The organism is Arthrobacter agilis (assembly GCF_006494655.1).
GTDB lineage: Bacteria > Actinomycetota > Actinomycetes > Actinomycetales > Micrococcaceae > Arthrobacter_D > Arthrobacter_D agilis.
On the sequence record NZ_VHIM01000005.1, the window covers coordinates 167,411 to 194,371 of the forward strand.

Annotated in this window: 25 protein-coding genes, 1 tRNA gene and 1 other RNA gene; 7 read left to right on the forward strand and 20 right to left on the reverse strand. The window is 70.3% G+C overall.

Going from position 1 to position 26,961, the window contains the following annotated elements; translation table 11 throughout:
• Window positions 1-3: 3 nt before the first annotated feature.
• The 4 genes from recR to ffs all read right to left on the reverse strand — a co-directional run bounded on the left by recR (window position 4) and on the right by ffs (window position 5,482).
• A complete protein-coding gene (recR, locus tag FJV46_RS09545; RefSeq protein WP_087027808.1) occupies window positions 4-600 on the reverse strand; it encodes a recombination mediator RecR in 597 nt (198 codons plus the stop codon).
• Window positions 601-824: 224 nt separating this feature from the next.
• Window positions 825-4,406 carry a DNA polymerase III subunit gamma and tau gene (locus tag FJV46_RS09550; protein ID WP_087027810.1) on the reverse strand — a complete coding sequence of 1,194 codons (3,582 nt, stop codon included), beginning with the start codon at window positions 4,404-4,406 and terminating at the stop codon, window positions 825-827.
• Complete coding sequence (gene gluQRS / locus FJV46_RS09555; protein ID WP_087027812.1) at window positions 4,403-5,356, reverse strand: tRNA glutamyl-Q(34) synthetase GluQRS; 954 nt, start codon at window positions 5,354-5,356, stop codon at window positions 4,403-4,405. The genes FJV46_RS09550 and gluQRS overlap by 4 nt, the downstream gene beginning before the upstream one ends.
• Window positions 5,357-5,386: 30 nt before the next feature.
• An RNA gene (ffs, locus tag FJV46_RS09560) (signal recognition particle sRNA small type) lies at window positions 5,387-5,482 on the reverse strand.
• Window positions 5,483-5,593: 111 nt separating this feature from the next.
• Between ffs and FJV46_RS09565 the strand changes: the two genes are divergently transcribed.
• Window positions 5,594-5,678: transfer RNA gene (locus tag FJV46_RS09565), tRNA-Ser, on the forward strand.
• Between the two features lie 89 nt (window positions 5,679-5,767).
• Here the strand turns inward: FJV46_RS09565 and FJV46_RS09570 are convergent.
• Window positions 5,768-6,676 carry an oxygenase MpaB family protein gene (locus tag FJV46_RS09570; RefSeq protein ID WP_087027815.1) on the reverse strand — a complete coding sequence of 303 codons (909 nt, stop codon included), beginning with the start codon at window positions 6,674-6,676 and terminating at the stop codon, window positions 5,768-5,770.
• Window positions 6,677-6,826: 150 nt separating this feature from the next.
• Between FJV46_RS09570 and FJV46_RS09575 the strand changes: the two genes are divergently transcribed.
• On the forward strand, window positions 6,827-7,327 hold the full coding sequence (locus FJV46_RS09575; RefSeq protein ID WP_087027817.1) for a glutathione peroxidase: 501 nt from the start codon (window positions 6,827-6,829) through the stop codon (window positions 7,325-7,327).
• An 8-nt stretch (window positions 7,328-7,335) separates the two neighbouring features.
• On the opposite strand, the gene FJV46_RS09580 is transcribed toward FJV46_RS09575, so the two are convergent.
• Window positions 7,336-8,256 carry a Cof-type HAD-IIB family hydrolase gene (locus FJV46_RS09580; RefSeq protein WP_232008562.1) on the reverse strand — a complete coding sequence of 307 codons (921 nt, stop codon included), beginning with the start codon at window positions 8,254-8,256 and terminating at the stop codon, window positions 7,336-7,338.
• Window positions 8,257-8,353: 97 nt separating this feature from the next.
• Here FJV46_RS09580 and FJV46_RS09585 point away from each other — a divergent pair, with 97 nt between their 5' ends.
• From FJV46_RS09585 to FJV46_RS09595, 3 genes are all read left to right on the forward strand, one after another.
• Window positions 8,354-9,310, forward strand: coding sequence for a ribokinase (locus tag FJV46_RS09585; protein WP_087027819.1), 957 nt, complete (start codon window positions 8,354-8,356; stop codon window positions 9,308-9,310).
• A gap of 151 nt (window positions 9,311-9,461) precedes the next feature.
• Entirely contained in the window at window positions 9,462-9,761 is a 300-nt protein-coding gene (locus tag FJV46_RS09590) for a type II toxin-antitoxin system VapB family antitoxin (RefSeq protein WP_087027823.1), read from the forward strand.
• A complete protein-coding gene (locus tag FJV46_RS09595; RefSeq protein WP_087027825.1) occupies window positions 9,754-10,458 on the forward strand; it encodes a LytR C-terminal domain-containing protein in 705 nt (234 codons plus the stop codon). The genes FJV46_RS09590 and FJV46_RS09595 overlap by 8 nt, the downstream gene beginning before the upstream one ends.
• A gap of 202 nt (window positions 10,459-10,660) precedes the next feature.
• Here the strand turns inward: FJV46_RS09595 and aceB are convergent, their stop codons facing one another.
• Complete coding sequence (gene aceB, locus FJV46_RS09600; protein ID WP_087027827.1) at window positions 10,661-12,289, reverse strand: malate synthase A; 1,629 nt, start codon at window positions 12,287-12,289, stop codon at window positions 10,661-10,663.
• 94 nt (window positions 12,290-12,383) lie between these two features.
• Window positions 12,384-13,721, reverse strand: coding sequence for an isocitrate lyase (gene aceA, locus FJV46_RS09605; RefSeq protein WP_087027829.1), 1,338 nt, complete (start codon window positions 13,719-13,721; stop codon window positions 12,384-12,386).
• A 123-nt stretch (window positions 13,722-13,844) separates the two neighbouring features.
• Between aceA and FJV46_RS09610 the strand changes: the two genes are divergently transcribed.
• Window positions 13,845-15,326: a helix-turn-helix domain-containing protein gene (locus FJV46_RS09610; RefSeq protein ID WP_087027831.1), complete on the forward strand. Its 1,482-nt coding sequence runs from the start codon at window positions 13,845-13,847 to the stop codon at window positions 15,324-15,326.
• 4 nt (window positions 15,327-15,330) lie between these two features.
• Here FJV46_RS09610 and FJV46_RS09615 read toward each other — a convergent pair whose 3' ends face one another.
• The 10 genes from FJV46_RS09615 to FJV46_RS09660 form a co-directional block, all read right to left on the reverse strand.
• On the reverse strand, window positions 15,331-15,822 hold the full coding sequence (locus FJV46_RS09615; protein WP_087027833.1) for a DUF6328 family protein: 492 nt from the start codon (window positions 15,820-15,822) through the stop codon (window positions 15,331-15,333).
• A gap of 31 nt (window positions 15,823-15,853) precedes the next feature.
• On the reverse strand, window positions 15,854-16,675 hold the full coding sequence (gene thiD, locus FJV46_RS09620) for a bifunctional hydroxymethylpyrimidine kinase/phosphomethylpyrimidine kinase (protein WP_087027835.1): 822 nt from the start codon (window positions 16,673-16,675) through the stop codon (window positions 15,854-15,856).
• Window positions 16,676-16,679: 4 nt separating this feature from the next.
• Window positions 16,680-17,630 (reverse strand): TIGR01777 family oxidoreductase, encoded by a 951-nt coding sequence (locus FJV46_RS09625; RefSeq protein ID WP_087027837.1) that lies wholly within the window; start codon window positions 17,628-17,630, stop codon window positions 16,680-16,682.
• Window positions 17,627-17,998, reverse strand: a complete 372-nt coding sequence (locus FJV46_RS09630) for a hypothetical protein (RefSeq protein WP_126130549.1) — start codon at window positions 17,996-17,998, stop codon at window positions 17,627-17,629. Before FJV46_RS09630 ends, FJV46_RS09625 begins: the two co-directional genes overlap by 4 nt.
• A 110-nt stretch (window positions 17,999-18,108) precedes the next feature.
• On the reverse strand, window positions 18,109-18,774 hold the full coding sequence (locus tag FJV46_RS09635; protein WP_087027841.1) for a TetR/AcrR family transcriptional regulator: 666 nt from the start codon (window positions 18,772-18,774) through the stop codon (window positions 18,109-18,111).
• A 290-nt stretch (window positions 18,775-19,064) separates the two neighbouring features.
• Window positions 19,065-20,009 carry a hypothetical protein gene (locus FJV46_RS09640; RefSeq protein ID WP_087027843.1) on the reverse strand — a complete coding sequence of 315 codons (945 nt, stop codon included), beginning with the start codon at window positions 20,007-20,009 and terminating at the stop codon, window positions 19,065-19,067.
• Window positions 20,010-20,176: 167 nt separating this feature from the next.
• The gene (gene tgt, locus FJV46_RS09645) at window positions 20,177-21,460 is read right to left on the reverse strand and encodes a tRNA guanosine(34) transglycosylase Tgt (protein ID WP_087027845.1); all 1,284 of its coding nucleotides are present in this window, start codon (window positions 21,458-21,460) and stop codon (window positions 20,177-20,179) included.
• 47 nt (window positions 21,461-21,507) lie between these two features.
• Window positions 21,508-22,359, reverse strand: a complete 852-nt coding sequence (locus FJV46_RS09650) for a DUF6707 family protein (protein ID WP_232008564.1) — start codon at window positions 22,357-22,359, stop codon at window positions 21,508-21,510.
• 121 nt (window positions 22,360-22,480) lie between these two features.
• Complete coding sequence (locus FJV46_RS09655; protein ID WP_087027849.1) at window positions 22,481-23,020, reverse strand: NUDIX hydrolase family protein; 540 nt, start codon at window positions 23,018-23,020, stop codon at window positions 22,481-22,483.
• Window positions 23,021-23,129: 109 nt separating this feature from the next.
• On the reverse strand, window positions 23,130-23,840 hold the full coding sequence (locus tag FJV46_RS09660; protein ID WP_087027851.1) for a VOC family protein: 711 nt from the start codon (window positions 23,838-23,840) through the stop codon (window positions 23,130-23,132).
• 119 nt (window positions 23,841-23,959) lie between these two features.
• On the opposite strand from FJV46_RS09660, the gene FJV46_RS09665 reads away from it, so the two are divergent.
• Complete coding sequence (locus FJV46_RS09665; protein WP_087027853.1) at window positions 23,960-24,559, forward strand: YdeI/OmpD-associated family protein; 600 nt, start codon at window positions 23,960-23,962, stop codon at window positions 24,557-24,559.
• A gap of 95 nt (window positions 24,560-24,654) precedes the next feature.
• Here FJV46_RS09665 and FJV46_RS09670 read toward each other — a convergent pair whose 3' ends face one another.
• Window positions 24,655-25,887 (reverse strand): saccharopine dehydrogenase family protein, encoded by a 1,233-nt coding sequence (locus tag FJV46_RS09670; RefSeq protein WP_087027855.1) that lies wholly within the window; start codon window positions 25,885-25,887, stop codon window positions 24,655-24,657.
• A gap of 64 nt (window positions 25,888-25,951) precedes the next feature.
• Entirely contained in the window at window positions 25,952-26,956 is a 1,005-nt protein-coding gene (locus FJV46_RS09675; RefSeq protein ID WP_087027857.1) for a glycoside hydrolase family 76 protein, read from the reverse strand.
• Between the last annotated feature and the right edge of the window lie 5 nt (window positions 26,957-26,961).

Genomic DNA, 26,961 nt, shown 5'->3' on the forward strand with positions numbered 1-26,961 from the left:
GTCTCAGGACATGACGCGGCGACCCTCGAAGGCGCGGCCGAGGGTGACCTCATCCGCGTACTCGAGGTCGCCGCCGACCGGCAGGCCGGAGGCGAGCCGGGTCACCGGGATACCGATGGTCTTCAGCATGCGCACCAGGTAGGTGGCGGTGGCTTCGCCCTCGAGGTTCGGATCCGTGGCGATGATGATCTCCTGGACCTGCTCGTCGGAGAGCCGCGCAAGCAGCTCGCGGATCCGCAACTGGTCCGGCCCCACTCCGGCGATGGGGTTGATGGCCCCGCCGAGCACGTGGTACCGGCCGCGGAAGGACCGCGTCCGTTCGACGGCGATCACATCCTTCGATTCCTCGACGACACAGATCATGGTCGGGTCGCGGCGTGGGTCGCGGCAGATGGCGCACTTGTCCTGCTCCGCGACATTGCCGCAGACGGTGCAGAACTTCACACGCTCCTTCACCGTGGTGATGGCCGTGACCAGCCGCTTCATGTCATCGCTGTCCGCCTCCAGGATGTGGAACGCGAGACGCTGGGCCGACTTGGGCCCTACACCGGGGAGACGACCGAGCTCATCGATCAGCTCCTGCACTGCGCCTTCGTACACCGTGTTCCCTCTCCTGCAACGTCATGACGCATCCTCGGGCTACTGCCGTCGGGGGTGCGCGTCCGTGGTCCTCCGACGGGGATCACGCTCTTCCATTGTCTGCCCTTTTGGGCCGGCTTGAGTGCCGGGCTGGCCCGAGTGCCCGACCGTGCCGAGCGACGGGGGCCATGCCGTTCCGGGCGTACGGTCCGACGCCGTTCCCGGCGCCCCGGTGCGGCGCCGGCTCAGGTCCCGCCGACGGATCGTTCCTCGACGAGCCGCCCGTTGAGGATCCGCTCGATCGCGGTACGCCCGACGAGGCCGGACTCCTCGATGGTCTCGTCATCGGCGCTCGGCTCGTCTTCTACGAAGCGGAGGTCGACGGCGCCACGGGCCGCTGCGGCTTCTTCAGCGCGCTTCCGCTCCGCTTCGTCGAGCAGCTTCTGGTAGCGGCTGACCGGCTTCTGCCGGACGTCACCCGCCGGAGCGGAGGCATCCGGGGTGCCGGCCGGAGTTGCTACGGAAGGGGAGGGCGTCACAGGAGGGGGGCTCCAGACAACACTGCGTGACGCCGTGGCCGGTGGCGCGGTGTCCGGCGTGGACTCGGCCGTTTCTGCCCCCGCCCCTGCCCCTGCCGATGACGGGCCGGGAGCAGGGCCGGTCGCGCCTTGCGCGGGCGGGGTCCGTGCGGGACCGCGCGCAGGGGCGGCAGGAGTGCTTCGCTGGGTGGACGTCTCGGGAGCGCTTGCAGGGCCGGGTGTGCCTTGGGCCGGGCGGGGACTTACCTGGGCAGGGCCGGGTGCCTGTCCGCGGGCCGGCGCCTGAGGGTCGCGGGGCGCCGGCCGGGCGAACGGGTCCTCGGGAACGGCGTTCCACCCCGGGCCCGGGTCGAATGCCTCCTCGGGAGGTTCGACGAGGGCCCAGGAGTCGTCCGCCATCGACGGGTCCCAGGCGCTGACCGACTCGGGTGAGGCCTCGGCCGATCGCGCGGAACCCGTGGGGCGTCCCGTCGAAGAGGACCGAGGGTCCCGGGCGGTGCCGGGAGTCGATGGGGAGGTCGACGATACCGACGGCGCGTCGGTGATACGTGTCGCAGGGGCACCGCTCGACGTGCTCGGGCCGCGCGACCCGCGACCCGCGACCGCTCCGGTGTCGGAGTCAGAAGATCGGGGCCCACCGGTCGGGGGGTCTTGCACGGGTGCTCCAGGGCCAGTGGCCGTTGGCGAGCTGGTGGTGTGCTGATCGCTCCATACGCCGCCGGCATTCTCCGCTGCAGGCGGGGCAGGGCTCTCGTTGGCAGCCGCAGGCTTCACCTGGGGGTCCGTCGCAGGTGCGGGTGCAGGTGCGGTGGAGTCCGGGCGTTGCGTGCTCCCGGCCGCCGCCGGGCTGGCCTGGGAGTCCGATGCAGGTGCAGGTGCGGTGGAGTCCGGACGTTGCGTACTACCTGCAGCCGCACCGGCAGCCGCCGCAGGTGCCGGGACGTCCGCGGATGCGGCGGGGGGCGCGGCGGAACCGGGGCCCGGGGTGCTGCCCGGGCCGGTCTGGCTAGCCGGTACTTTTGGGCCCGACTCACCCGACCCGCCGGCGTCGTGGACCGCCTCGATGGAACACGAGAGCCCGAGGACCGTATGGATGGCCTGCTTGACGTTGTCCATGTGCGGACCACGCTGGAATCCGATGGCCGTGCCCTGGTTCGTGAATGCCAGCACCAGCTGATTGCCCTCGAACGAGCGCGGCTTCGCCGACACGTTGACGATGAGCCAGGTGGCGCGTTTGATCTTCGCGACCTCGTCCATGATTTCCGGCCAGGCACGCCTGACCATCTCGACGTTCCCGCCGCCCGCCTGCGGCGGCCCGTCGCGGCGCGCGTCCGGCCGCGGCGCTTCCGGGGAACGGTCTGTCTGCACCGGCGCGGGCCGCTGATCCCGGGCGTCGGAGGGCTGGTGACCCTGGGTGTCGGCGGGCCGCTGACCCCGGGCGTCGGAGGGCTGCTCGCGTGGATCGGTCTCGTGTCGCTGCGGTGCCGGGGCTGATGATTGCTCACCCTGCGCACCCGGAGCGTGGGCTTGCTGGCGGGGTGCAGACCCATCGCCGTCACCCCACGGCGCGGCAGTGGTGGGTTCGGTGCTGTTCGACCGCGCAGCGGCGGGAGGATGCTGGCCCGAGCGGCCGGCGGGAAGCACCTGTCCGGAGTCAGCCTGCGCTGGAGCAATCGAGTCGGGTGCCCCCGGTCCCGTGGGTCCGGCTGCTCCTTCCGCCTGCGCCGGAGCTGTCCTGTCGGCGGCGGCGGACGGCCCGCCGGGCATCCGCCGCTCGGCGTCGCCCTGCTGCGCTGCGGCAGGCGGCTGCGCTCCGGTCGCCCCTGGTCCTCCGACGGTCGAATCTGTGGATACGCCCCACACCCCTCCCCAGTCGGGTGAGGAATCGGCGCCGGCAGCGCCCTGGGCCGGGCGGTCACTCCGGACCGCAGCCGGAATTGCGGGGGAGTGTGCACCAGGCACGGCGGCGGGGATGGCCGGCGCCGCGGGATCTGCCGTGGGGAGCGACCACCGAGCGGCAGCTTCCTCCGCGTTCCGGGGCACGTCGAGGCGGGGACGGGCAGGCCGGGCCGGCGCGGCGTCCGGCTCGGCATCAGGCGCGTCCGGAGACGTCGGAGCGCCCCCAGCGTACTCGAGCCGGCGCTCGATGCGGTCCACCCGTGCAAGGGTTCCGCGCTCCGAGGCGTCGGCCGCGGGAAGCAGCAGCCGGGCGCACAGAAGCTCGAGGTGCAGGCGCGGTGACGTGGCACCGGTCATCTCGGTCAGTGCCGTGTTGGTCACGTCTGCCGCGCGCGAGAGCTCACCCGCTCCGAGTTGCGTGGCCTGTGTACGCATGCGGTTCAGCTGGTCGTCCGGGACGCCGCGAAGGATGGAGGCCGCGCCCTCGGGCACGGCGTTGATGACGATCAGGTCGCGGAACCGCTCGAGCAGGTCCTCGACGAAGCGCCGGGGATCATGCCCCGTCTGGATGACGCGGTCCACGGCGTCGAAGACCGTCCCGGCGTCGTCCGCGGCGATCGACTCGACGACGTCGTCGAGCAGGGTTGCGTGCGTGTAGCCGAGCAGGGAGACCGCGAGCTCGTAGTCCAGCCCTGCGTCGCCTGCGCCTGCCATGAGCTGGTCGAGGACGGAGAGCGAGTCCCGGACCGAACCGCCACCGGCCCGGATGACCAGAGACAGCACGCCGGGCGCCACGGGCACGTTCTCCTGCCGGCACAACAGCTCGAGGTAGCCCATGAGGGGTTCCGGCGGAACCAGCCGGAAGGGGTAGTGGTGTGTCCTCGAGCGGATGGTGCCGATCACTTTGTCCGGCTCGGTGGTCGCAAAGATGAAGAGGATGTGCTCCGGCGGTTCCTCGACGATCTTCAGCAGGGCGTTGAAGCCGGCGGACGTGACCATGTGGGCCTCGTCGATGATGAAGATCTTGAAGCGGTCCCGGACGGGCGCGAAGGTGGCACGCTCCCGGAGGTCGCGGGCGTCGTCGACGCCGCCGTGGCTCGCGGCGTCGATCTCGATGACGTCCAGGCTGCCCGAGCCGTTCCGGGCGAGGCCCACGCAACTGTCACACACGCCGCAGGGCGTGGACGTGGGACCCTGCGCGCAGTTCAGGCAGCGGGCGAGGATGCGCGCCGAGGTGGTCTTGCCGCAGCCACGCGGTCCGGAGAACAGGTAGGCGTGGTTGATGCGGTCCTTGTCGATGGCCGCCATGAGGGGCGCGGTGACATGCTCCTGGCCGATGACGTCCGCGAAGGTCTCCGGGCGGTAGCGGCGGTAGAGGGCTGTACTCACGGATGAACCTTATCGGTTGGAGCTGACGGTTTGCATGCGGGCCCGACGGCGGTGGAGGGCAGGTCCGGCGGGACGACGACCCACGGCTGCTGCGGCAGCCGACCGGGGTCGAAAGCGTCAAGGGCCGCCGCCAACGATGTCGTCGGGAGACCGAGCGAATCGAGGAGGATCCCGAGGACTGCGGGTGGCAGGCACCCCTCGGCCGCGAGGTCCTCCAGTGTCACAGCGCCGTCCCGCTTTGCCAAGCGGCGCCCCTCCAGGGTGACGGCCAGGGGTACGTGCGCATAGACGGGCGTGGGCAGGCCGAGCAGGGACGCGAGGTAGGCCTGCCGGGGTGCGGATTCGAGGAGATCATCGCCGCGCACCACCTGGTCGACACCCTGCGCCGCATCGTCGACGACGACCGCGAGGTTGTAGGCGATGACGCCGTCGTTCCGGCGGAGGACGACGTCGTCGACCGGTGCGGAGACCCAGCCGGCAAGCAGATCGTCGACTTCCCAGGTCTCGACACCGGATCTCAGCCGCAGGGCAGGGGGACGCCCGCCGCGCCGTTCTCCCCGTTCCTCGTCGGTGAGATCCCGGCACGTGCCGGGGTAGAAGCCGGGACGGGCATGCGGTGCGCTGGCGGCTTCGGCCACGTCCCGGCGCGTGCAGAAGCACTCGTAGACCAGGTCCTGCGCCATGAGCCGGTCCAGCGCAGCTGCGTACTGCCCGGTGCGTTCGCTCTGCCGCACGACCGGGGAGTCGGAGGTGATGCCGAGGGCAACGAGTTCCGCCAGTTGCTCGGCCTCGGCGCCCGCGCGCACGCGGTCGAGATCCTCGATGCGGATGAGGAAGCGGCGGCCCGTGGACCGGGCGAACAACCAGGCGACGACGGCGGTGCGGAGGTTGCCGACGTGCAACCGGCCGGAGGGGCTGGGTGCGAAACGGCCGGCGCCGGTGTCTGCCACCGTGGACCCTCCCTGCTGTGCTCGCTTAAAAGTGAAGACCCCCCATGCACCTGCCAGAGCCCGCTTACCCTTGCTACCTTCCGGTCCTGGGGGAGTTCACAGGATGACACCACATGAGGGGCCGGGAAATAGTCTACACAGGTGCGTGCGCGCCCTCGAACCGGTGGCCGCCGCTCCGAACGGGCACGATTCGGCAGGATCCGCATGTATGGGTATTCTGGTATCTGCTCCAAATCAGGAGGATTCGCCTAGCGGCCTATGGCGCACGCCTGGAACGCGTGTTGGGTTCACGCCCTCGGGGGTTCAAATCCCCCATCCTCCGCTCGCAGCAGACAGCAGGACCCCGGTTCACGAACCGGGGTCCTGCTGTTTAAGCGGGTACTGCCGTTAGAGCGGGTGATGCAGCCCGAGTCAGGCAGGCGGTGTCCCGCCCAGGCGGCGGATGCGGATCTTCGCGGCCGTCTCGGCGGGACCCTCGGCGCCGAGGCCCAGGCGGATCATGCCGAGCACGAGCCGGACCGCCGTCCGGATGGGCAGGGGGATGGGCCCCAGGGACGGCACGCGGAGGCCGAGCAACTCGCGGTGTCGGGGTTCGAGCGTCGCGACGGCTCCCGCGAAGAGGATCTGGTAGCCGATGCGCTGGGACCGGGGAAGCGGCGGGCGCCGAATGTACGTGATCGCCTCCTGCACCTGGGCGCTGGTGCCCAGGTCGGCGTCGAACGCTGCCAGCTGGGCCTGGAGTTCCGCCTCGGACCGCGGCGGGTTTTCGAGGCCCATCAGCTCACCGGCAGCGGCCCACTCGGAGACGTACTCGTCCACGCCTCCCGGGATGGATCCCCCGTAGGCCGCATGGGCAGCCACGAAGGCGTCGGTGAAGGCCAGATGCACCCACCGGATGAGATCCGGATCAGCAGCGGAGTAGGGCCGCTCGGTTCCGCGGCTGTCGACATAGGTGCCGTTGACCCTCGTGTGGAGGCGCTGGACGAAGGCAGAGCCCTCCTGCGCGGCGACCTTCGAACCGTAGGTGACGGTGAAGATCCAGCGGATCGTATTGGCGAGCCGCCCGAGGGGCTCCTCGCGGAAGCTCGAGTGCGCATGGACGCCGGCCATGGCCCCGGGGTGCAGCGTCTGCAGGAGGAGCGCGCGGATGCCCGCCACCGTGGGGGTCATGGAGCTGTGTACGGTCCAGACGGCGGAGCCGACCGGGAAGTACCCGAGATCGTCCCCCTTCTCGAACTCGAACTGCCACTGCGGAATGGTCGGGTCGCCGTCGGTGAAGGTGGTGCGGAGCTGCGTCTTCCACGTGGCGATGATTCCCATGCGGTGATCCATCCTGTCGCTGCTTCAGAGGCCTCGGGGCCGTCGTCCGTCCAACGTACTCACACCGCGGTTTGCTCCCGGCGTCGTGGACTCCCATCCGCATGGCACTGTGGGACGAAGCAGGAGACCACCACCAACCAGGGAGCAGCCATGTCCTCGTCCAGCCTGTACGAGATAGACCTCACCATGAACGACGGCACCCCGAAGTCCTTCGGCGACTTCCGCGGACGGCCGGTCCTCGTGGTCAACGTGGCGTCCAAGTGCGGCTTCACCCCGCAGTACGCGGGCCTCGAGGAGCTCTACAGCACGTACGCAGAGCGGGGCCTGGTGGTCCTCGGCATGCCGAGCAACCAGTTCATGGGGCAGGAACCCCTGAACGACGGCGAGATCGCCGAGTTCTGTTCCACCACCTTCGGCGTCACGTTCCCGCTGATGGCCAAGGGGGATGTCCGCGGGAAGGACCAGCACCCGCTCTACCGGCAGCTGACCAAGTACAGGAACGGCGTGCTGCCGGGTCTCGTGAAGTGGAACTTCGAGAAGTTCCTGGTCAATCGCGACGGCGAGATCGTGGCGCGCTTCGCGCCGACCGTCGAGCCCGATGCGCCCGAGGTCATCGCCGCCATCGAGGCCGTCCTCGCGCAGTCCGCTTAGCAGTACACCTAGCTGAGCGAGGCCACGCACCGGGCGAGGAAGGCCGCGCCGGCCTCCTCGTGGATCAGTTCGCCCTCGGTCATGACGTCGTAGGGTTTCGCCGGGACGCCGTCCGCCGGCCGGACGTCCACGTGCGCGACGTCGAAGCCCTGCTCGTGCAGGTAGTCGGCCATCGCGTAGTCGGTCCGGGAATCGCCCACCGTCCGCCAGGTCCGCGGGATGTCCATGAACGGAGCCACGAGCGTGAGTGCCCGCTCGGCGCCGACGTCCTTGCCGACCCGCACCGACTCGATGTCCGTGGAGATGATGGTCGGGTCCACGCGGTATTCGATGTCGCCGTTGCTGTCCGGTTCCTCACGGTCGAGTCGGCACGCCCCCATGTCGTGGCTGTGCATGATCTCGAGGGCGTCGTCGTCGAAGGCCCGCTGGCCCACGAGATAGTCGGCGTTCGTCGCCGTCAGCGTCTGCTCCACCGAGACCATGGCGAGCTTCGTCTCGTCGAAGAACATGAGGTCGGCGTACTTCTCCTCCACGAGGTCACGGACGTCGTCGGCGAAGCTGACCGGTAGGGCCAGGCCGCGGTCCACGAAGACCTCGCCGGCGCCGTCGGCCGTGAACGAGAACCACGTGGCGCCCTTCTCGCAGACGGCGTGGAAGGTGACGCCGGCCGGGATCCCGCTGGCGATCATCGGTGCCATGACCTGCTCCCGGATGAAGGCGTCCGAGCGCCCCGTGTTGAAGACGACCGGCCACCCCGCAGCCGCGAGCGTGAGTAGATCGCTGATGATCCCTGCCGGTACGGTGCGGCTCACGGGGCTGGCGATGGGACCGTCGACGTCCAGCAGGAGTCCCTGAGCGGTCTTCCCCGCGGTGGCTGCGGGCAGGGCCGGGGCGTCGGGCAGGAGGTCGAGCGGAGAATCCGTAGGCATGTCCCCATTATGTTCCGAGCCGGCGCACGCCTTCCATTCGAGGCCGCGCTCGAGCGTCATCGGGGGCGTGTCATGGCTGCGTGGGAAACTTCGATGCATGAAGAGTTCGTCGCGGGGCATCGTCGTCGTCGGGTCCATCAACGCGGATCTCGTGGTCGCCCTCACGCGGCACCCGCACCCGGGTGAGACCGTCTTCGGACGGTCGATGACGGTGCTGCCCGGCGGCAAGGGGGCCAACCAGGCCGTGGCGGCTGCACTGCTGGGCGCCGACGTCGCGATGATCGGCGCCGTGGGGGCAGATGCCTACGCCGACACGGCCCTGTCGGCCCTGTCGGCCGCCGGCGTGGACCTGCACGCCGTGGCCAGGCTCGACGGCGGCACTGGCGTCGCGCTCGTGGAAGTGGCCGACGGCGGCGAGAACACCATCGTGGTGCTACCCGGCGCCAACGCGCAGGTCACACCCGATCGCGTGTCGGTGTCCGCGGACGTGATCAGTGACGCCGCCGTCGTCGTCGTGCAGGGTGAACTGCCGGCCGCGTCGACCGAGACAGCGATTCGGGCCGCGGCCGGACGCGTCATCGTCAACCTCGCGCCGGTCATCGAGGTCGAGCGTGACGTCCTGCTCCGGGCGGATCCGCTCGTCGTCAACGAGCACGAGGGAGCCCTGGTCCTCGAGCAGCTGGGCGGAGCCGCTGCGGCCAACCACCACGCCGTGGTCGAGGCGCTCCTCACGTGCGGCTTCGCCTCCGTGGTGATGACGCTCGGCGGCGCGGGGGCGCTGGTGTCCGACGGCGGCACCGCGCGTTCCGTCCCGGCCCCCCGTGTCTCCGCCGTCGACACCACGGGTGCGGGTGACGCCTTCGTCGGTGCACTCGCGGCCCGGCTCGCCGCGGGGGGCCAGCTCGACGACGCCGTCCGCTTCGCGGTACGCGTGGGCTCCTACGCCGTGCAGCACCCGGGAGCCCAACCCTCCTACCCCACGCTCGACGACGAGCTGCCGGAATCACCGGACCCGTCCAGCGCGGCGCCCCAGCAGGACGGGCGGACCGATTGAATGCGGCGTCGACTTCTGACGGCGCCCTCTCGACGCCCGCTGATGCTGCAGCACGGCCTGCAGCGGCCCGCGGCGTAACCTTTGGGCCACGAGATGGCCGCGAGGGGGCGGCCACGTTCCATTGCCCCGTGCAATTACCTAGGCTGTAGCAGTGATCTTCAAAGCAGTGAGTGACGGCCGGCCGTATCCGGACCATGGACACGTGACGCCGAAGGACTGGGCGGAAGTGCCTCCACGGCAGGTGCGGCTCGACGAGCTCGTGACCACCAAGACGACGCTGGACCTCGAAGCGCTCCTCGCCGAGGACTCGACATTCTTCGGAGACCTCTTCCCCCACGTGGTGCAGTGGAACGAGACCATGTACCTCGAGGACGGCCTGCACCGTGCCGTCCGGACCGCGCTGCACCAGCGGACCATCCTGCACGCGAGAGTCCTCGTGCTCGATGAGTGAGCACGATTCGCCGCGCCAGCAGCGCGCGCAGGCGAAGCGCGACCCCACCGAGTGGCACGGCCAGCGCATCGTCACCGAGACGGACCTCGGTGCCGTGTTCGTCGAGGACGATGCGGTGCGGCATCGACGCACGGTACGGCGCCGCGTCCGTCACGGGATCGTCCTCGTGCTGCTCGTGGCGCTGCTCGCCGCCGCCGTCTACGTGGCGCTCGGCATAGCCCGCGGTGACATCACCGTCGGAGAAGCCGCGCCGGCCCCCGAGCCCACGTCCTCCTGCCCGGTAGGTCCGTTCGACTACCAGGACCCGAGCGCCATCACCGTCAACGTCTACAACAGCACCACCATCGACGGGCTCGCCTCCACGGCAGCCGACCAGCTCCGCGGCCGCGCCTTCGCGGTGCGTGAGATCGGGAACCGGCAGGTCGATTCCTCCGGCATGACGGCGATCATCGTCTCGGGCGAGGGGGGACACGCCAACGCCGCCACCCTCCAGCGGACCCTCCCGGAGTCCATCTTCGTCGAGGACGAACGCGAGGACCGCTCGGTCGACGTGATCCTCGGCTCGCAGTACAGCGGGATCGTCCCGCCCGAAGCCGTGGACATCACGCCGATCGCCCTGACCTGCGCCCCCGAGGAAGAGGCGGCGACGCCCGGACCGACCCCGTCGGCCCCGGCACCCACTCCGACGGCTCCCTAGTACGGCCCGAACCGGACCACGTTCCCGCGGCCCCGGACCGGTGGGTTCGCCAGCGGATCACGTTCCCGCAGCCCCGAACCGGACCACGTTCCCGCGGCCCCGGACCGGTGGGTTCGCCACCGGACGGTGGCCGGGTCGTTCGGTCGGCCGGCGGGAAGGGACGGCACCGCGTGGGTGCCGTCCCGCTCGACGACGGAGCGGGTCAGGCCGCCGCGAGTGCCCGGCCGTCGCGGAGGTACTTCGAGTAGGCCGTGACCGTCAGGAAGGCGGGGAACTTCTCGCCGAGGGCCACCTCCTCGAACACCTCGCGAGCTTCGTCGAAGCGGTCGCCGTCGAATCTCGCGAGCGCGGCGAACTCCTCGTCGAGCAGGTCCGTCACCCACTCGCGCGTGACGATCTCGCCGTCGTCCGTGATGGCACTCGTGAAGATCCACTGCCAGATCTGGGATCGGGAGATCTCGGCCGTGGCCGCGTCCTCCATGAGGTTGTTGATGGCCGCCGCGCCGTTGCCCCGCAGCCACGATTCGATGTAGCGGACGCCGATCTCGAGGTTCTCGCGGATGCCGCGCTCGGTGATGCTGCCGGGCGTGGCTGCGATGTCCAGCAGGGAGCGGTCATCGGGGACGACGTCGTCGCGCAGGCGATCGATCTGGTTTGGGCGCTCGCCGAGCGTCGCGTCGAAGACCTCCAGCGCGACCGGCACGAGGTCCGGGTGCGCCACCCACGAGCCGTCGAAGCCGTCGTCGGCCTCGCGGGACTTGTCGGCCCGCACCTTGGCGAGGGCCGACGCGTTCGCTTCCTCGTCCCGCCGGTTCGGGATGAAGGCTGCCATGCCACCGATCGCGTGGGCGCCGCGGCGGTGACATGTGCGGACCAGCTGCTCGGTGTAGCTCCGCATGAAGGGGGCGGTCATGGTCACCGTGTTGCGATCCGGCAGGACGAAGCGGGGCCCCCGCGTCCTGAAGTTCTTGATGACCGAGAAGATGTAGTCCCAGCGACCGGCGTTGAGCCCGGCCGCATGGTCGCGCAACTCGTACAGGATCTCCTCCATTTCGAAGGCGGCCGTGATGGTCTCGATCAGGACGGTGGCGCGGATGGTCCCCTGCGGGATGCCGAGCAGATGCTGCGCCTGGACGAAGATGTCATTCCACAGCCGTGCCTCGAGGTGGTTCTCGAGCTTCGGCAGGTAGAAGTAGGGGCCGCGGCCCTGCTCGATCAACGTGCGCGCATTGTGGAAGAAGTAGAGGGCGAAGTCGAACAGGCCGCCCGCGACGGCGATGTCCTGGATGAGGACGTGCTTCTCCGGCAGGTGCCACCCGCGGGGGCGCACGACGACGGTCGGCAGGTTCTCCCGAGGGCCCCTCACCCGGTAGTCCTTCCCCTCCGGCGACGTGAAGTCGATGCGGCCCGCGAGGGCGTCCTTCAGGTTCAGCTGCCCGCCGATCACGTTGGACCATGACGGCGTGGAGGAATCCTCCATGTCCGCGAGCCAGACCTTTGCCCCGGAGTTCAGCGCGTTGATGGTCATCTTGCGGTCCACGGGCCCGGTGATCTCCACACGGCGGTCCTCGAGGCCGGGTGCGGGCGGGGCCACCCGCCAGGAGGCGTCGTCGCGGATGTGCCGGGTCTCCGGCAGGAAGTGGGGGTCCGCTCCGGCGGCGACGGCCTTCCGCTGACGGCACCGGTGGTCGAGGAGTTCCTCGCGGCGCTTGTGCGTGGCGAGGTGCAGTGCCTTGACGAACTCGAGTGCCTCCCGCGTGAGGATCTCGTCCTGCCGCTGCACGGGTGGGGCCGTGAGGGTGATGCCGTTCAGGGTGTAGTGGTGGTTCATGGGGTGCTCCTGGTGGGTGTCGGGGCGCCGAGAGGACAGAAAAGACGGCCCCGGGGCGGGTTCCGTGGTCATTTCTGTCCTCTCGGCGGGAGGGTCAGTGGAATTGCTGGGCCTCCGTGGACCCTGCGAGGGCGAGGGTGCTGCCCGTGGGGTTCAGCGCCGTGGCGATCTGGTCGAAGTAGCCGGTCCCGACCTCGCGCTGGTGGCGCGTGGCGGTGTAGCCGCGGGCTTCGGCGTCGAACTCCCGATCCTGCAGATCGACGTACGCACTCATGCCATTCCGGGCGTAGCCGTGGGCGAGATCGAACATCGAGTAGTTGAGCGCGTGGAAGCCCGCGAGGGTGATGAACTGGAAGGTGAATCCCATGGCACCGAGTTCGCGCTGGAAGCGCGCGATCGTCGCGTCGTCGAGATGCTTGCGCCAGTTGAACGACGGCGAGCAGTTGTAGGCGAGCATCTGGTCGGGGAACTCGGACCGGATCCCCTCGGCGAAGCGTCGGGCGAGTTCCAGGTCCGGCGTGCCCGTCTCCATCCAGAGGAGGTCCGCGTACGGTGCGTAGGCACGCCCACGGGCGATGCACGCCTCGAGGCCGTTTCGCACGTGATAGAAACCCTCCGGCGTGCGCTCGCCGGTGACGAACGGTTGGTCCCGTTCGTCGACGTCGGACGTGATGAGCGTGGCCGCCTCGGCGTCCGTGCGGGCCACGATGACGGACGGCGTCCCGGCGACGTCGGCCGCGAGCCGTGCCGCGTTGAGGGTACGGATGTGCTGCTGCGTGGGGATGAGCACCTTCCCGCCGAGGTGGCCGCACTTCTTCTCCGAGGCGAGCTGGTCCTCCCAGTGGATACCGGCGGCTCCGGCCTGGATCATCGACTTCATGAGTTCGTAGGCGTTGAGGGGGCCGCCGAAGCCCGCTTCGGCATCGGCAACGATCGGCACCAGCCAGTCCTCCACCGTGGAGGCGCCCTCGGCCCACTCGATCTGGTCGGCGCGCAGGAGCGCGTTGTTGATGCGGCGCACCACCGTCGGGACCGAGTTCGCGGGGTACAGCGACTGGTCGGGGTAGGTGTGGCCGGAGTTGTTCGCGTCGGCCGCCACCTGCCAGCCGGAGAGGTAGATGGCGCGCAGGCCTGCCTTGACCTGCTGCACGGCCTGGTTGCCGGTCAGCGCGCCGAGCGCGTTCGTGTAGCCGCCGGCATCGGCCTCGGTGGTGAGCTGGTGCCACAGCTTCTCGGCCCCGCGGCGTGCGAGCGTGTGCTCCTCCTGGACGCTGCCGCGCAGGCGGACGACGTCGTCCGCGGAGTAGTCGCGCCGGACACCGCTCCAACGCGGATCGGCGGCCCACTCGAGGGTGAGGGCATCGGTGGCGCCCGCTGCCGCGCCCTGCGGTCCGCGGTCGGAGGGGTTCGAGGTGGATGGGTCCTGCGTCATTGCTGTCTCCTTGGTCGTCCATCGGGCTTCCCGGGGTGGTGAAGTCAACGATTCGCCACTTCTGTCGGGCTTCCTAGCCTCAGACCATGGAAAAATCGGCCGTTCTTCGCTTATCGTCAAGAAATGACGACTCCCGCCTGGTCCCGGACCGCTTCCGCCGCGCCGAGCAGACAGGCCGCTCCGCTGGACCTGATCAGCCTCGGGCGTCGCGTCCGGCACCTGCGGAAGGGGAAGGGCCTGACGCTGGACCGGCTCGGAGAGGCCGTCGGCACCGTGGCGTCGCAGCTCTCGCTCATCGAGAACGGCAAGCGGGAGCCGAAGCTGAGCCTTTTGAAGAGCCTCGCGGTGGCGCTCGACGTGACGATCGACGACCTCCTCGGGTCCGCGCCGCCGTCGCGCCGTGCCGCCCTGGAGATCGAACTGGAACGGGCCCAGCGCGGACCGCTGTACGCATCACTCGGGCTGCCGACAGTGCGTATCTCGTCGCGTCTGCCGCTGGAGGTACTCGAAGCGCTCGTGGGCCTGCAGGGCGAACTCGAGCGACGCATGGACGAGCAGGTGGCGACGCCGGAGGAAGCCCGGCGCGCGAATGTTGAACTCCGAGCCGTCATGCGCGAGCGCAACAACTACTTCCCCGAGATCGAGACACAGGCCCACGCCGTGCTCGACGCCGTCGGATACGCGGGCGGACCGGTGTCCCAGCACCTGATCGCCGACATCGCCGCGCACCTCGGCTTCTCACTGCACCACGTCGGCGACCTGCCGCACTCCACACGGTCCGTCACCGATCTCAAGAACCGGCGGATCTACCTCACGCAGTCCCAGCGCACCGACCACGATCCGCGGTCGGTGCTGCTCCAGGCCCTCGGGCACTACGTCCTGGAGCACCGCACGCCCGAGAACTACGGCGAGTTCCTCCGCCAGCGGGTTGCGACGAACTACTTCGCGGCGGCGCTCCTGCTCCCCGAGAAACCCACGGTGGAGTACCTGAAGCGAGCCAAGGCGGCCAAGGAGATCGCGGTCGAGGACATCCGCGACACCTTCGCGGTCTCCTACGAGACGGCCGCCCACCGGTTCACGAACCTGGCAACCGAGCACCTCGACATCCGCACCCACTTCCAGAAGACCCACAAGAGCGGCATCATCTACAAGGCCTACGAGAACGACGGCGTGACGTTCCCGCAGGACCACACCGGGGCCATCGAGGGCCAACCGTCCTGCCGACGGTGGACCTCACGCGTGGTGTTCGACGTGCAGGACAAGTTCCGGGCGTACAACCAGTACACCGACACCCCGAGCGGCACGTACTGGTGCACGGCGCGCACCGAACGGGCCGCGAGCGGGGAGTTCTCCCTCAGCATCGGCGTGCCCTATGCGCAGGTGAAGTGGTTCCGTGGGCGCGATACCGACATCCGCGAGACGTCCTTCTGCCCGGACGAGTCCTGCTGCCGGCGTCCACCCGCGGACCTCGCGCGGGAGTGGTCGGGGCAGGCCTGGCCGAGTGCACGGGCGCATTCGCACCTGCTCGCTGCGATGCCGCCGGGAGCCTTCCCCGGTGTCGACGAGACGGAGGTGTACGCCTTTTTGGCGGCGCACTCGGGCTGAACCGTCAGCTGCCGTGGCGCAGCGCGCGCCGCCGCACGGCCAGCGGGTACACGACCCAGAGGAGCACGACGACGACGAGCACGGACCCGAGGACGATCAGCCCTGCCGTACGGCTCACGACGAGGTCGAAGACCAGCCAGGCCGTGCCCGCGAGCACCAGGCCGACGAGGGCGATCGTCGTGCGGATGAGCGCGGCGGTGTGACCGACCAGGGTGGCCTTGACCTTGAGCCCGAACAGCACGCGGTGCAGGTTCACGGACGCGAGCACCAGGGCGGTGATCAGCGCGGACAGGCAGACGAGACAGAGGTAGACGATCACCTGGACGCGGTCGAGCTCGGCGAACCGGCTCTGGAAGGGCAGCGTCAGCAGGAAACCCGTCAGGATCTGGATGCCCGTCTGCATGACCCGCAGCTCCTGGAGCATGTCCTGCCAGTTGCGGTCGAGGCGCTGGTTGCTGCTCTCGCCCCGGCCGTCGTCGTCCGATGGGCTGCTCATGAGGACCGGTCCTCTCCCGGAGGCGGGTCCGTCAGGCCCGCGCACCGCCCTGCCAGACGGCGTCGAACGGTGCATTGGACGCCACCCGATTGCGGATGCCCTCGGTGACGAACGCCTTGGCCGTGCGTGCGGCCTCGAGCGGAGACGCGCCTTTCGCGAGCTCGGCGGCGATGGCAGCAGCCAGCGTGCAGCCCGCGCCGCTGACCGCGACGTCGCCCACCTTGGGAGCGGACAGCACTTCGAGGGTCTCGCCGTCGAAGTAGACGTCGACGGCATCCGGCCCCTCGATGCGCACCCCGCCCTTGGCGAGGACGACGGCGCCGCTCTGCCGGTGGATGATTCGAGCGGCTTCCTTCAGGTCCTCGAGGTCTCCGATGGTCGTCCCGGAGAGGGACTCGGCCTCGAAGTGGTTCGGGGTGACGAACGTGGCCAGGGGAAGGATGTTCGCCTTGAGCGCCTGGTCGGTGTCGAGGGCGGCACCCGGCTCCTGGCCCTTGCAGATCAGCACCGGGTCGAGGACCACGTTGTCCCACTCCTGGCGCTTGAGTGCGGCGGCGACGGTGTCGATGGTGGCAGGCGTCCCGAGCATGCCGAGCTTGACGGTGTCGAGCGGGTAGCAGGACTGGATGGCCTCGAGCTGGTCCGCGATGACCTGCTGGTCCACGGGGACGAACCGGTGCTGCCAGTCCTTCTTCGGATCGAAGGAGACGATGCAGGTCAGCGCCACGATGCCGTAGACGCCGAGTTCCTGGAAGGTCTTGAGATCGGCCTGCGCACCGGCGCCGCCCGTCGCCTCGGAGCCGGCGATCGTCAGGGTGATGGCAGGAGCAGGGAGCGTCTGGGTATCGGACATGCTCCTAGTGTGCACGAACCGGCTTCGGGGCTTCCACTCGGTTCGGCGGGAGGATCTGGTGGAGCGCCGAACCCAGGGTGGGGTAGTCGAAGGCGAAGCCTGCGTCGAGGAGTTTCCGCGGGAAGGCCCACCGGCTCTTGAGCACCAGCTCCGCCTCGGTACGGATGATCATGCCGCCGAGGTCGAGGAGCCAGGCCGGTGTCGGAAGACCGGCGGGTATGCCGAGCTGCGCACGGACGGCCGCCATCAGCTCGGCGTTGGTCACCACGCCGGGTGCGGCAAGATTCACCGGCCCTTCGAGGGACGGCGTCGCGGCGATGAGGACGACGGCACGGTACAGGTCGTCGAGGTGGATCCAGCTGAACTTCTGCGTGCCCGGGCCCATGCGACCTCCCAGACCAGCCCGGGCCAGCGTGCTCAGCGGAGTCATCACGCTTCCGGCGCCGAGGACGATCGCGATGCGCAGCGCCACCTTCCGCACGCCCGGGGTGGGGGCGTCGGCGAGGGCCTGCTCCCACGCCCTCGCAACCGAGACCGAGAAGCCTGTGCCGAGGTCGCCGTCGTCCTCCGCCTGCGGCCGATCCTCGGCGTGCCGGTAGATGGTGCCCGTGCTGGAGTTCAGCCAGACCGGCGGCGGCGTGCCGCCCCTCGCCCTGCACAGGGCGAGGGCGCGGCCGAGTTCCTCGGTGGTGTCGACGCGCGAGGAGAAGATTGCATCCGCGGTGCGCCGGGTGTAGCGGCAGTTCACGCTTCGGCCGGCGAGGTTGATCAGGGCGTCCGCGCCGTCGAGCGTTCGGGCGAGGGCGCCGGTGTCTCCCCAGACGGCCGGTCCGCTCCGGCCGATCGTCCGCACGTCCGTGCCGTCGTCGGCGAAGCGCCGGATCAGGTGGGAGCCGATGAAGCCGGATGCGCCGGCGATCACGACCGCTCTCGGACTGCTCGCCAGGACGCTCATTGCACCCGGACCAGCTTCCAGACGCTGACCCGGGCAAGGGCGGCCGCACCGCCGATGATGAAGGCCGTCGGCAGTCCGTCCCCGAAGGTCGTGGAGGGCGACAGCAGGGCTGCGACCACCAGGGCCGCGACCATGAAGACCGCGAAGAAGACGCCGACGTGGACCCACTGGTTCCGCACCGGCCGCAGGAGGAGACCGATGACGATGCCGAGCGGCAATCCCGTGACGAGGCCGATGCCGAATCCGTACCAGAGCGCCAGCAGGAAGACGCCCGGAGCGTCCGCGCCCCACGTCGAGGCGAACGCGACGGCCAGGACTCCCACACCGACGAGGAAGCCGACGGCTACGGCGCCGATACCGAAAGTCACCCGCCCGGGTGCCTCTGAAGGGACCGCGTCCAGTGGGGTGTCGCCGTCCGGCGTCGTGCCATCGTCCGGTCGGACAGCCGGGTCGTCCTCCGGCCGTGTACCGTCGGGGTTCATCGCCGGGTCCCGTGGATGAGCTGGACGACGTCCTCGACGATCTTCCGGACCACCGGCAGCCGCGAGAGGATCACGAGCTTCGAGATGAGCGGCGCGGCCTGGTCGATCAGGCGGCGGGTGCGCGTCTGCCCGGGGGAGGAGTCGTACACCCAGAAAAGGGTGACGGCCATGTATGTGTACCAGAGGAGTTCAGGGAGGTCGTTCCGGATCGCGAGCGGAGGCTGCGGCCTCGACATCGCGACGGCGTGGCGGAACAGGGAGATGGCGCGGGCGCGGGCCACGGCGGACTCGCTGCCGAAGGGGCTCGTGGTCGCCGAGGGCTTGATGGCGATGCTGATGAAGCTCGACCCGAAGTCGTGGTAGGGTCCCATCACGTCGATCCCCGTGTTGAGCACCACCTTGAGCAGCTCACCGAGATTCCGGCCCTCGCGCAGGAGTGGCAGGGCGAGCGCCCGGTGCTCCTCCTGGAGCGTCCGGTAGAGCTCGTGGACGAGGTCGTCCTTCGACGCGAAGTAGTAGTACGCGCTACCGGTCGAGACATTCGCTTCCGCGGCGATGGCGCGCATGGTCGTCTTCTCGTAGCCGACGTCCCGGAACAGCCGCAGGGCGGTCGAGACCAGCAGCTCGCGCGTGGCTTCGCTCTTGGCGGTGGTCAACGGCATGACGCTCCTTTCGAACACGTTCAATTTGGAGTGTACGCCGTTTTTGAACGCGTTCAATCCCGTGCGCGCCGAGCCGGGCTGCCAGAGCCGCGGGGGCGTCACGCCGGGTCTGACACGCTGCCGCGGGTTTGCTCCCGGAGGCGGGCACGACGTCGCCGCCGGGTGCCGGCGGCGCATGGGGATCGCGGTGTTGAAGCTATCGACGTCCTGTCGGGATCGGGCGACGTCGCCGCTGTCGAAGGACGATCAGCCGCACGGGCGGCGCTGGGCCGGCTGCAACCGGACGACGGTCAGGCGACCGTGCGTCGAGCAGCCCCGTCGAGCGCCCCACGAAGCCGCGCCTCGAGTTGCGCTTCCCTGAAGAGGTCGTCCCACTCGATGCGGATGATCCTCCAGCCGGCTTCGACCAGCGCCCGCTCCCGGCGTCGCTCCTGGTACAGGACCTCGTCCGTCGGGATCGCACCGAAGTACTTGATCCGTCCGTCGAACTCCAGGCCGACACGCAGATCCGGCCACGCGAAGTCCAGCCGATACAACCCCAGACGTGTAAGTACCTCGACCTGGCACTGCGCCGCCGGCAGACCGAGGCGGCGCAGCCGGATGCGGGCCAGGGACTCGCCCGGCGACTCCGACGACGGGTCCGACGCGACGATCACGTCCCGGGCGCGGGCCGCTCCCGTCACAGGGCCCAGAAGGTCGAGCGCGGTGAGTGCCCCCGCGCGGTCGACGCCGCGCGCACGGCACTGGTCGACGACGATCAGGGCCTGGTCGAAGGACAGCGAGCGGGCACAGTCCACCGCGGTCCGCTGGAGCGACGTCGTCGGTAACCCGCGGAGAAGGACGACGTCGTCGTCGGTCAGCTCGGCGCTGTGGTTCCGGACGTCCGGACCGTGACTGGAATTGGAGGTGCGGGTGGGCTGGGTGACATGGACGTCGGCTCCGGGCCGCCACAGCTCGAGGCCGTGCAGGACTGCCGCGGTCTCATGACTGTAGACGTGCTGCGTGGTCGGCCTGCCGACGAGGCTGTGATGATGAGCCTCGGCGCGGAGCGCGAGCCGTTCCACCGCGGTCAACGATGCCCAGTGCGCTTCGGTGACGTAGCAGTTCTTCCGCAGGCGCCGGAGGTCGCCGTCGGCCAGGAAGTGTTGGACGTCGCGGCGGGTCAGGCCCTCGTCGAAGAGTTCGCGGTAACGCCAAAGCGTCTTGGTGCCCAGCGCGTCCTGGTGATCCGTCATGCCACGAGGATCGCAGCGGCGGCCCCGACGGGCGCGTTCGAGAGGCGTAATGTGGACAATGCGGCGTGCACACGGACAAACCCGTGGCCGAGTGTCAGAGCCGGTGTGACGCCCCCGCGGGTCTGGCAGCCCGGCTCGGCGCGCCCCCCGAGGAGGGGGAGCAGCCGTCAGGCGTAGTAGCGCCCCAGGACCTCGGCCTTGAGGTCGTAGAAGCTCCCGTCCTCCAGCGCTGCGCGGGCGTCGTCGACCATGCGCACCACGAAGCGCTCGTTGTGGATGGAGATCAGGGTGGCCGAGACCATCTCCTTGGCCTTGAACAGGTGGTGGATGTAGGCGCGGGTGTAGTGGGTGCAGGTGTAGCAGTCGCAGCCGTCGACGAGCGGCGTGAAGTCCCGCTTGAAGCGCGCGTTCGAGAGGTTCCAGCGGCCGTCCGGCGTGTAGAACGCGGAGTTGCGGGCTACCCGCGTCGGGGAGACGCAGTCGAAGGTGTCGGCCCCGTTCTCGATCCCGGTGAACAGGTCGTCCGGCTCGGAGATCCCGAGCAGGTGCCGCGGCTTGTCCTCCGGCAGTTCGTCGCTGCACCAGCCGAGGATCGTCCCGAGGTTCTCCTTCTCCAGCGCACCGCCGATACCGAACCCGTCGAAGTCCATCGCTCCGAGATCGGCCGACGCCTTCCGGCGGAGATCCTCGTACTGCGCGCCCTGGATGACGCCGAACAGCGCCTGGTAGGGGCGGTGGCTGCGTTCCGCGGTGAGGCGCTGATGCTCGGCGATGCAGCGCAGGGCCCACAGGCGCGTGCGTTCGAGGGATTCCTCCTGGTAGCCGCGCGAGTTCATGAGCGTGGTCAGCTCGTCGAAGGCGAACATGATGTCCGCGCCGAGCTGGTGCTGCACCTGCATGGAGATCTCGGGGCTGAACCGGTGCCGGTCCCCGTTGAGGTGGGATTTGAACCAGACGCCGTCGTCGTCGATGTGCGCGAGGCGTTCCTTGCCGGTCGCCACGCGGTCGTCCGCGCCCGCCGCTTCGGCATCCACCGGCACGTCCATGGTGATGACCTTCTTGAAGCCCGAGCCGAGGCTCATGACCTGGAAGCCGCCGGAATCGGTGAACGTGGGGCCGGGCCAGTTCATGAAGGCCCCGAGCCCGCCCGCCTCGTCGAGCACGTCCGCACCCGGCTGCAGGTACAGGTGATAGGCGTTGGCCAGGAGCGCCTGCCCGCCGAGCTCCTTCATGGCTTCGGGCAGGACCGCTTTCACCGAAGCCTTGGTGCCCACGGGGATGAAGGCGGGTGTCCGGATGTCGCCGTGCGGGGTGGTGATGGTGCCGGTACGTCCGTGCCGCGGCCCGGGCCCGTCCGCTCCCGGCGTCGTGTCCTCGATCCGGTGGTGGACGGCGAAGGAGAACGCGGACTGCTGGGACTGTGGATGCACTCCACCATTTTGCCAGCCCATCGGCCTGCGGCCCGACGGCGGCCTGTGGGGAACAGCCGGCGCGCTGCCTACTCGCCCAGCTGCGCGTTCAGGGCGGCGACGGCGGCGAGCTCAGCGGCGATGCGGCGCTCCAGGATGTCGCGGCTCAACGTCTCCGACCCGCCGTGCGCCCGAAGGTACAGGAGCACGCCGATGCGCAGGACGCGCCAGTCCCGCTCGACCTCGGAGCGGCCGGCGCCCGAGGCCCGGAGGATCTCGGGATCGTAGACGTTCGGCTCGTTCAGTTGCCGCTGCCGGTACATGGCGGCGGTCTTGGCGCGGAGCGGATCGGCCTCGGCATCGTCCGCAGCCCGGATCGCGGTGGAGTAGCGGGCGGACCGGACGTCGTCGTGCCGCGTCAGGTAGGCGGCGATGGCGAGTCCGCCCTCGATCCACTTCCAGCGCCCGAAGTTCCCGTCGAAGGGCAGGTCCGCGAGGAGGTCGGCGATCGTCAGGGAGGCCGCGGTATCGCCCTCGTCGACGAGGAGGGTCAGGGCGAACTGGTGCAGGTCCTGGAGGTTGCTCCCGGACTTGAGGTTGATGCCGCGTGCGAGCCGCCCCGCGAGCTCCTGCAGGGCCGGATTGTCCGGGTGTGCCTGCGCTGTCTGGGCCACGAGTTCCTCGGCGGACCCGTGGTCCGCGGCGACGGCGGAGCCCCCGAGATCACTCCCGGCGGGTTCGAGGTAGGCCATGGACCCGGTGGCGAGTCTCAGGCGCCGTCCGTTCGCGAGCGTGGCGACCACGAGGGCGGGTACTCCGAAGTCATCGTCCTCCACCGCGACCGCCGCTACCTCGGCGGGCTCACCGCCGTCGGGCACCGCCAGCAGGTCCCCGGCCGCCAGTACCTCGGCGGGTACTGCCCGGAGCCCTGTCCGGTCCATCCTGTTCACCATCATCGTCAGTCGTGCCAACCTCTGCCACTAGCCCCGGAACACTCGCCCGCTCCCCAGCACGCGCGTCTCACGATACGGGAAGCACGCGCCCCGAGGTGCCCGCTCCTGCTCAGCGACCCCAGCCCGCGTGGGCGAGCGCCTGCCGCAGCAGATCGCCACGGCCACCCGAGAACTCCGCCTGGATGGACGGGCTGAGCGCCTCGGCGGGCGTCAGCCAGGAGAGCTCCAGTGCGTCCTGGCGGGGATTGCATTCGCCCGTCACGGGGATCAGGTACGCCAGGGCGACGGCGTGCTGGCGATCATCGGTCAGTCCGGTCTCGGAGGGGGACGGGAAGTACTCGGCGATCGTGAAGGGCAGGGGCGACGGCGAGAGCTGGGGCAACGCCATGGGTCCCAGATCCTTCTCGAGGTGGCGCAGCAGTGCGGCGCGGATGGTCTCGCGGTACATCACGCGGCCGGAGACGAACGTCCGCACCATCTCGCCCTGCTCGTTGGCCTGGAGCAGCAATCCCACCTCGCTGACGTACCCGAGGGTGTCGCAGCGCACGGGGATCGCCTCCACGTAGACCATCGGCAGGCGGCGGCGGGCCTCGTACAGGTCATCTTCGGAGAGCCAGCCCGGGTTGGGGTCAGGGGTGCGAACGTTCATACCCCCAGTTCTATAGCAGACCCGCGCCCCGGTCGGAACGGCGCGCGGTTCTTCGGCCCGTGGCTGAATCCGCCGCGGGGGCTGGTGGTCCGGGCCTGCGAGGGGATGCTCAGTGCCCGGCGCCGTCGACGTCGCCCCGCCGCTCAGCGATCTCCACCTCCGTGCCCCAGGGCGACGCCACACGCAGGGACCACCCGTCGCCCGTGTCGACCACCGCGGGCCCGAATCCGCCGTCCGCGAGTGCGGGGACCAGGTCCCGGACATCGCTGCCGTACTCGAACGCGAGCTCGACGGTGGCCTGCCCTCCGGGGCGGACGACGACGAGGCCGCCGTTCTTCGCCCGGAAGTCGTGCCGGGATGCGTCGGCAGCGCTGAGCCGTGGCTGTGCTCCGATGTCCTCGAGGATCTTCGCGGCGGCTGCGACGTCGGGGGTGCGCCAGAGCACCAGGACGGACAGGGGCGACGGCGGGACGCCGGTGTCCCGGGGACCGGCGGCGGCGGAGAAGGTGGTGCCATCGGGAGCGCTGATGAGTGCGGAACGGTGCTGCGCGTCGCCGGAGAGCTCGACGCCCGTTCCCGCCTCACGTGTGCGGCGGGCGAACTCCGGCACGTCGGCGACCTCGAACGCGAGGGTCGAGACGCCTTTCCCGGTGCTGCCGGGAACGCCGGCCTGCAGCGCCACCCTGCCGTTGCCGGCGTCGAACACGGCGAACGAGGAGTCGCGCTCCGGCTCGGCGGCGGGGCGGAGCCCGAGCGCCGTCAGGAAGCGAGCGGACGCCGCGAGGTCGGACGGGTACACGAGCGGTCGGACGCGGAGCATGGGTTTCCTCGGGTCGGTGGGAGTGCCTGCTCCGCGACGGCGGAGCCGCGGAAGGCCTGACTCCCCATCCTGACCCATGACCTGTTCCGGAAGAGCAGGCGCGGGCCTACAGTGAGCGCATGAAGGCCGAACTGCCCGAACTCCTCCTGCCGGACGCGCAGGCATGGCGCCTGTGGCTCGAGGAGCACCACGACGAGTCGCCCGGTGTCTGGCTCATCCAGCACAAGAAGGGCGGATCGACGACCCTCCTCACCTACGCGCAGGCGCTGGACGAGGCGCTGTGCGTGGGCTGGATCGACGGTCAGGCGCGCTCGCGCGATGACGGCAGCTACTTCCAGCGCTTCACGCCCCGTGGGCCCCGGAGCATCTGGTCCATCCGCAACCGGACCTACGTCGACCGACTGCGCAGCGAGGGCCGGATGCGCGACGCCGGGGAGCGGGCTGTCGCGGCGGCGCAGGCCGACGGACGGTGGGAGCGGGCCTACGCCGGTCCGGCCGACGCGACGGTGCCGGTCGAGCTCATGGCGGCGATCGAGACCGACGACGCCGCGCTGGCCATGTTCGGCACCCTGTCCTCGCAGAACCGCTACGCCATGATCTTCCGGCTCTCACAGCTGAAGACGGACGTGGCGAAGGAGCGGAACATCGCGAAGTTCGTCGCGATGCTCGCGCGGGGCGAGACGTTCTATCCCCAGGGTCCGAAGGCGGGTGGACGCTAGGGGCCGGGTGCGCACGCGTACCGGCCGGGAACCCGTCCACGGAGCCGGCCGGGAACCGAGCCGGGGACGAGGCGCCTACCCCGGCCCGCCGGAGGTCAGTCCAGCCTCGACACCTCGTAGGTGTGACCGGCCGCGCGGAGGCGCTCCACGAGTACGTCGCCGAGCGCCGTGGCCGGCGTGAGGGATCCGCTCCGGGGCGGCAGCCGATCGCCGTCGAGTGCCAGGGCCAGTGCCGTCTCGCCCGCCATCACGGCTGTGGCGGCGTAGCCCGGATCCCCGGGGCCCGCGGCCACGGAGCGGTAGCGCCGGCCGCCCTCCGTGGAGGCGGTCACCTCGGAGCGGAACCAGCCTGTGCGTCGGGTCTTCTCGCTCGGGCCCGAGCCGGGAGCAGGAAGGGCCCGGTCGAGCACGCGTCGCAGCGGAGGGAGCGCCATCGCACCCATGAAGGCGCCCAGGCCGAGAGCCGTCGCTCCGGCGATGACGGCGCCCTTGGGTCCGCGGGCCGCGCCCATCGCCTCACCGTAGCGGAACGACCGCCCGTAGGCCCAGTTCTGCAGGGCGTTGCTGCGGCGGACGATCCGCGTGTTCGCGGAGGCCATGATGAAGGGGCCGGTCCAGTGGCCGTCCTCGGAGCGGCGGACCCGCGCGACGTCGGACGGCTGGCGCGTGGACGGTTCGCGCGTGTGGTCCGGGCTGAGGGAGTAGGGATCCCTGGCGAGCGCCCGCAGGGTGTCGTCCGACCGCATGCCGTCGAGCTGCCCGCGCATCGAATCGATCGTGCCTCCGCTGATGCCGCCCCTGGCCGTCGCGACGAGCCGGACGTCGGTCAGGCCGCCGGCGCCGTCGGCCTCCGCTGCCTGGTGGAGCAGGAGCACGGCGAGGTCGGAGGGGATGGAGTCGTAGCCGCACGCGTGCACGATCCGGGCACCGCTGCTTCGTGCCAGGGCATCGAAGCGATCGATGGCGTCGCGGACGAAGGACACCTCGCCGGTCAGATCGCCGTAGTGGGTGCCGGCCCGTGCGCAGGCCTCGACGACGGGCAGCCCGTGCTTCACGTAGGGACCCACGGTGGTGAACAGCACGCGCGTGGACGCGGCCAGGGAGGCGAGCGAGTCCGGGTCCGACGAATCGGCCTCGATCAGCGTCCAGCCCCGCGCGCCGGCCGGCAGCCTGGACCGCACCGCCTCGAGCTTCTCTCTCGATCGGCCCGCGAGGCCCACGCGCAGATCCGCCGGAGCATGGTCCGCGAGGTGGCCGGCGATCAGCTCACCGACGAAGCCGGTGGCACCGTAGAGGACGAGGTCGTGGTCGCGCGCTGGAGTCTCCATGCCAGCAGTCTTCCACTGCGACGGCCCGCCCGCAGGTGCGGTGGGGCGGCCTTGGCCCGACGGTTCAGGTGGCCGGCCCGTGGACGGCGGCGTGCGCCTCCAGGACCATCCAGGCCTGCAGCTGCGAGGACAGGCTGACGGGCCCGTCCTGCGGAGGCGGGAACGCGAGCTCTCCGCCGGTGCTGCGGCGGCCGTCCCACACGTGGTCGGCCGTCGCGTCGAGCATGCGCCGGGCCGCCGTCGCGGCGGTGTGCCCCACGTCGGCAACGGCGGCCTCCGCAAGATAGCGGGCGAGGATCCCGGTGAAGAGACCGCCGTCGCCGTCGGCCGCCAGCGGCAGCACGCCGTCGTCTCCCGCGACCTCCCGGGCGATCGCCTCGACGAGGGCGGCCGCGTGCGCGAGGTTGCGTGTCCCGCCGACGGCGACCAGCGCACCCAGCACCGTGCCCTGGTTGTAGGTGTACACGGCGCGTTGCACGCGGCCGTCGGCCTTCACCCCGTCGAGGTAGAGCCCACGCTCCGTGTCGAAGAGCCGGCCCCTCAGCCAGTCGAGCAGCTCCTGCGCCCGCGGCGTGTCCCCGGCGCGCGCGAAGAACAGCGCCGCAGGTGCCGTGCTCGGGGTGTTCTTGAAGTCGCGGGCGGTGTTCCAGTAGACCCCGCCGCCGAGGTCAGGTGTGTGCGCCGACCGCAGTGCGTCGCCGAGAACCCGGACGCGACGGCGGGGCCGGCGTCGTCCGTTCACCGCATCGAGGCGCTGCAGGGCGAGGACCAGCCAGGCCATGTCGTCGTAGTAGGCGTTCCGCCACCGGGCGCCGTTGCGCAGCCAGATGCCGCGGGCCAGTCTGCGGGCCTCGGCCAGCGCATCGCCGGTCGGCGCGCGCCGGTGCTCGTCCAGCAGGCAGTCCAGGAAATGCGCCTGCCACCAGTAGTGCCAGTGGCTGTGGGCGCTGGTCGGCGGCGGGAAGGCGATGGCCCCGAGCCGGGTTCCCGGCACGTGGAGGCTGCGGCGCGCGTAGAGGCGGCGCACGGTCGCAGCGGCCGTGGGAGCGGCGGCATGGGGGATGGGCATATGGA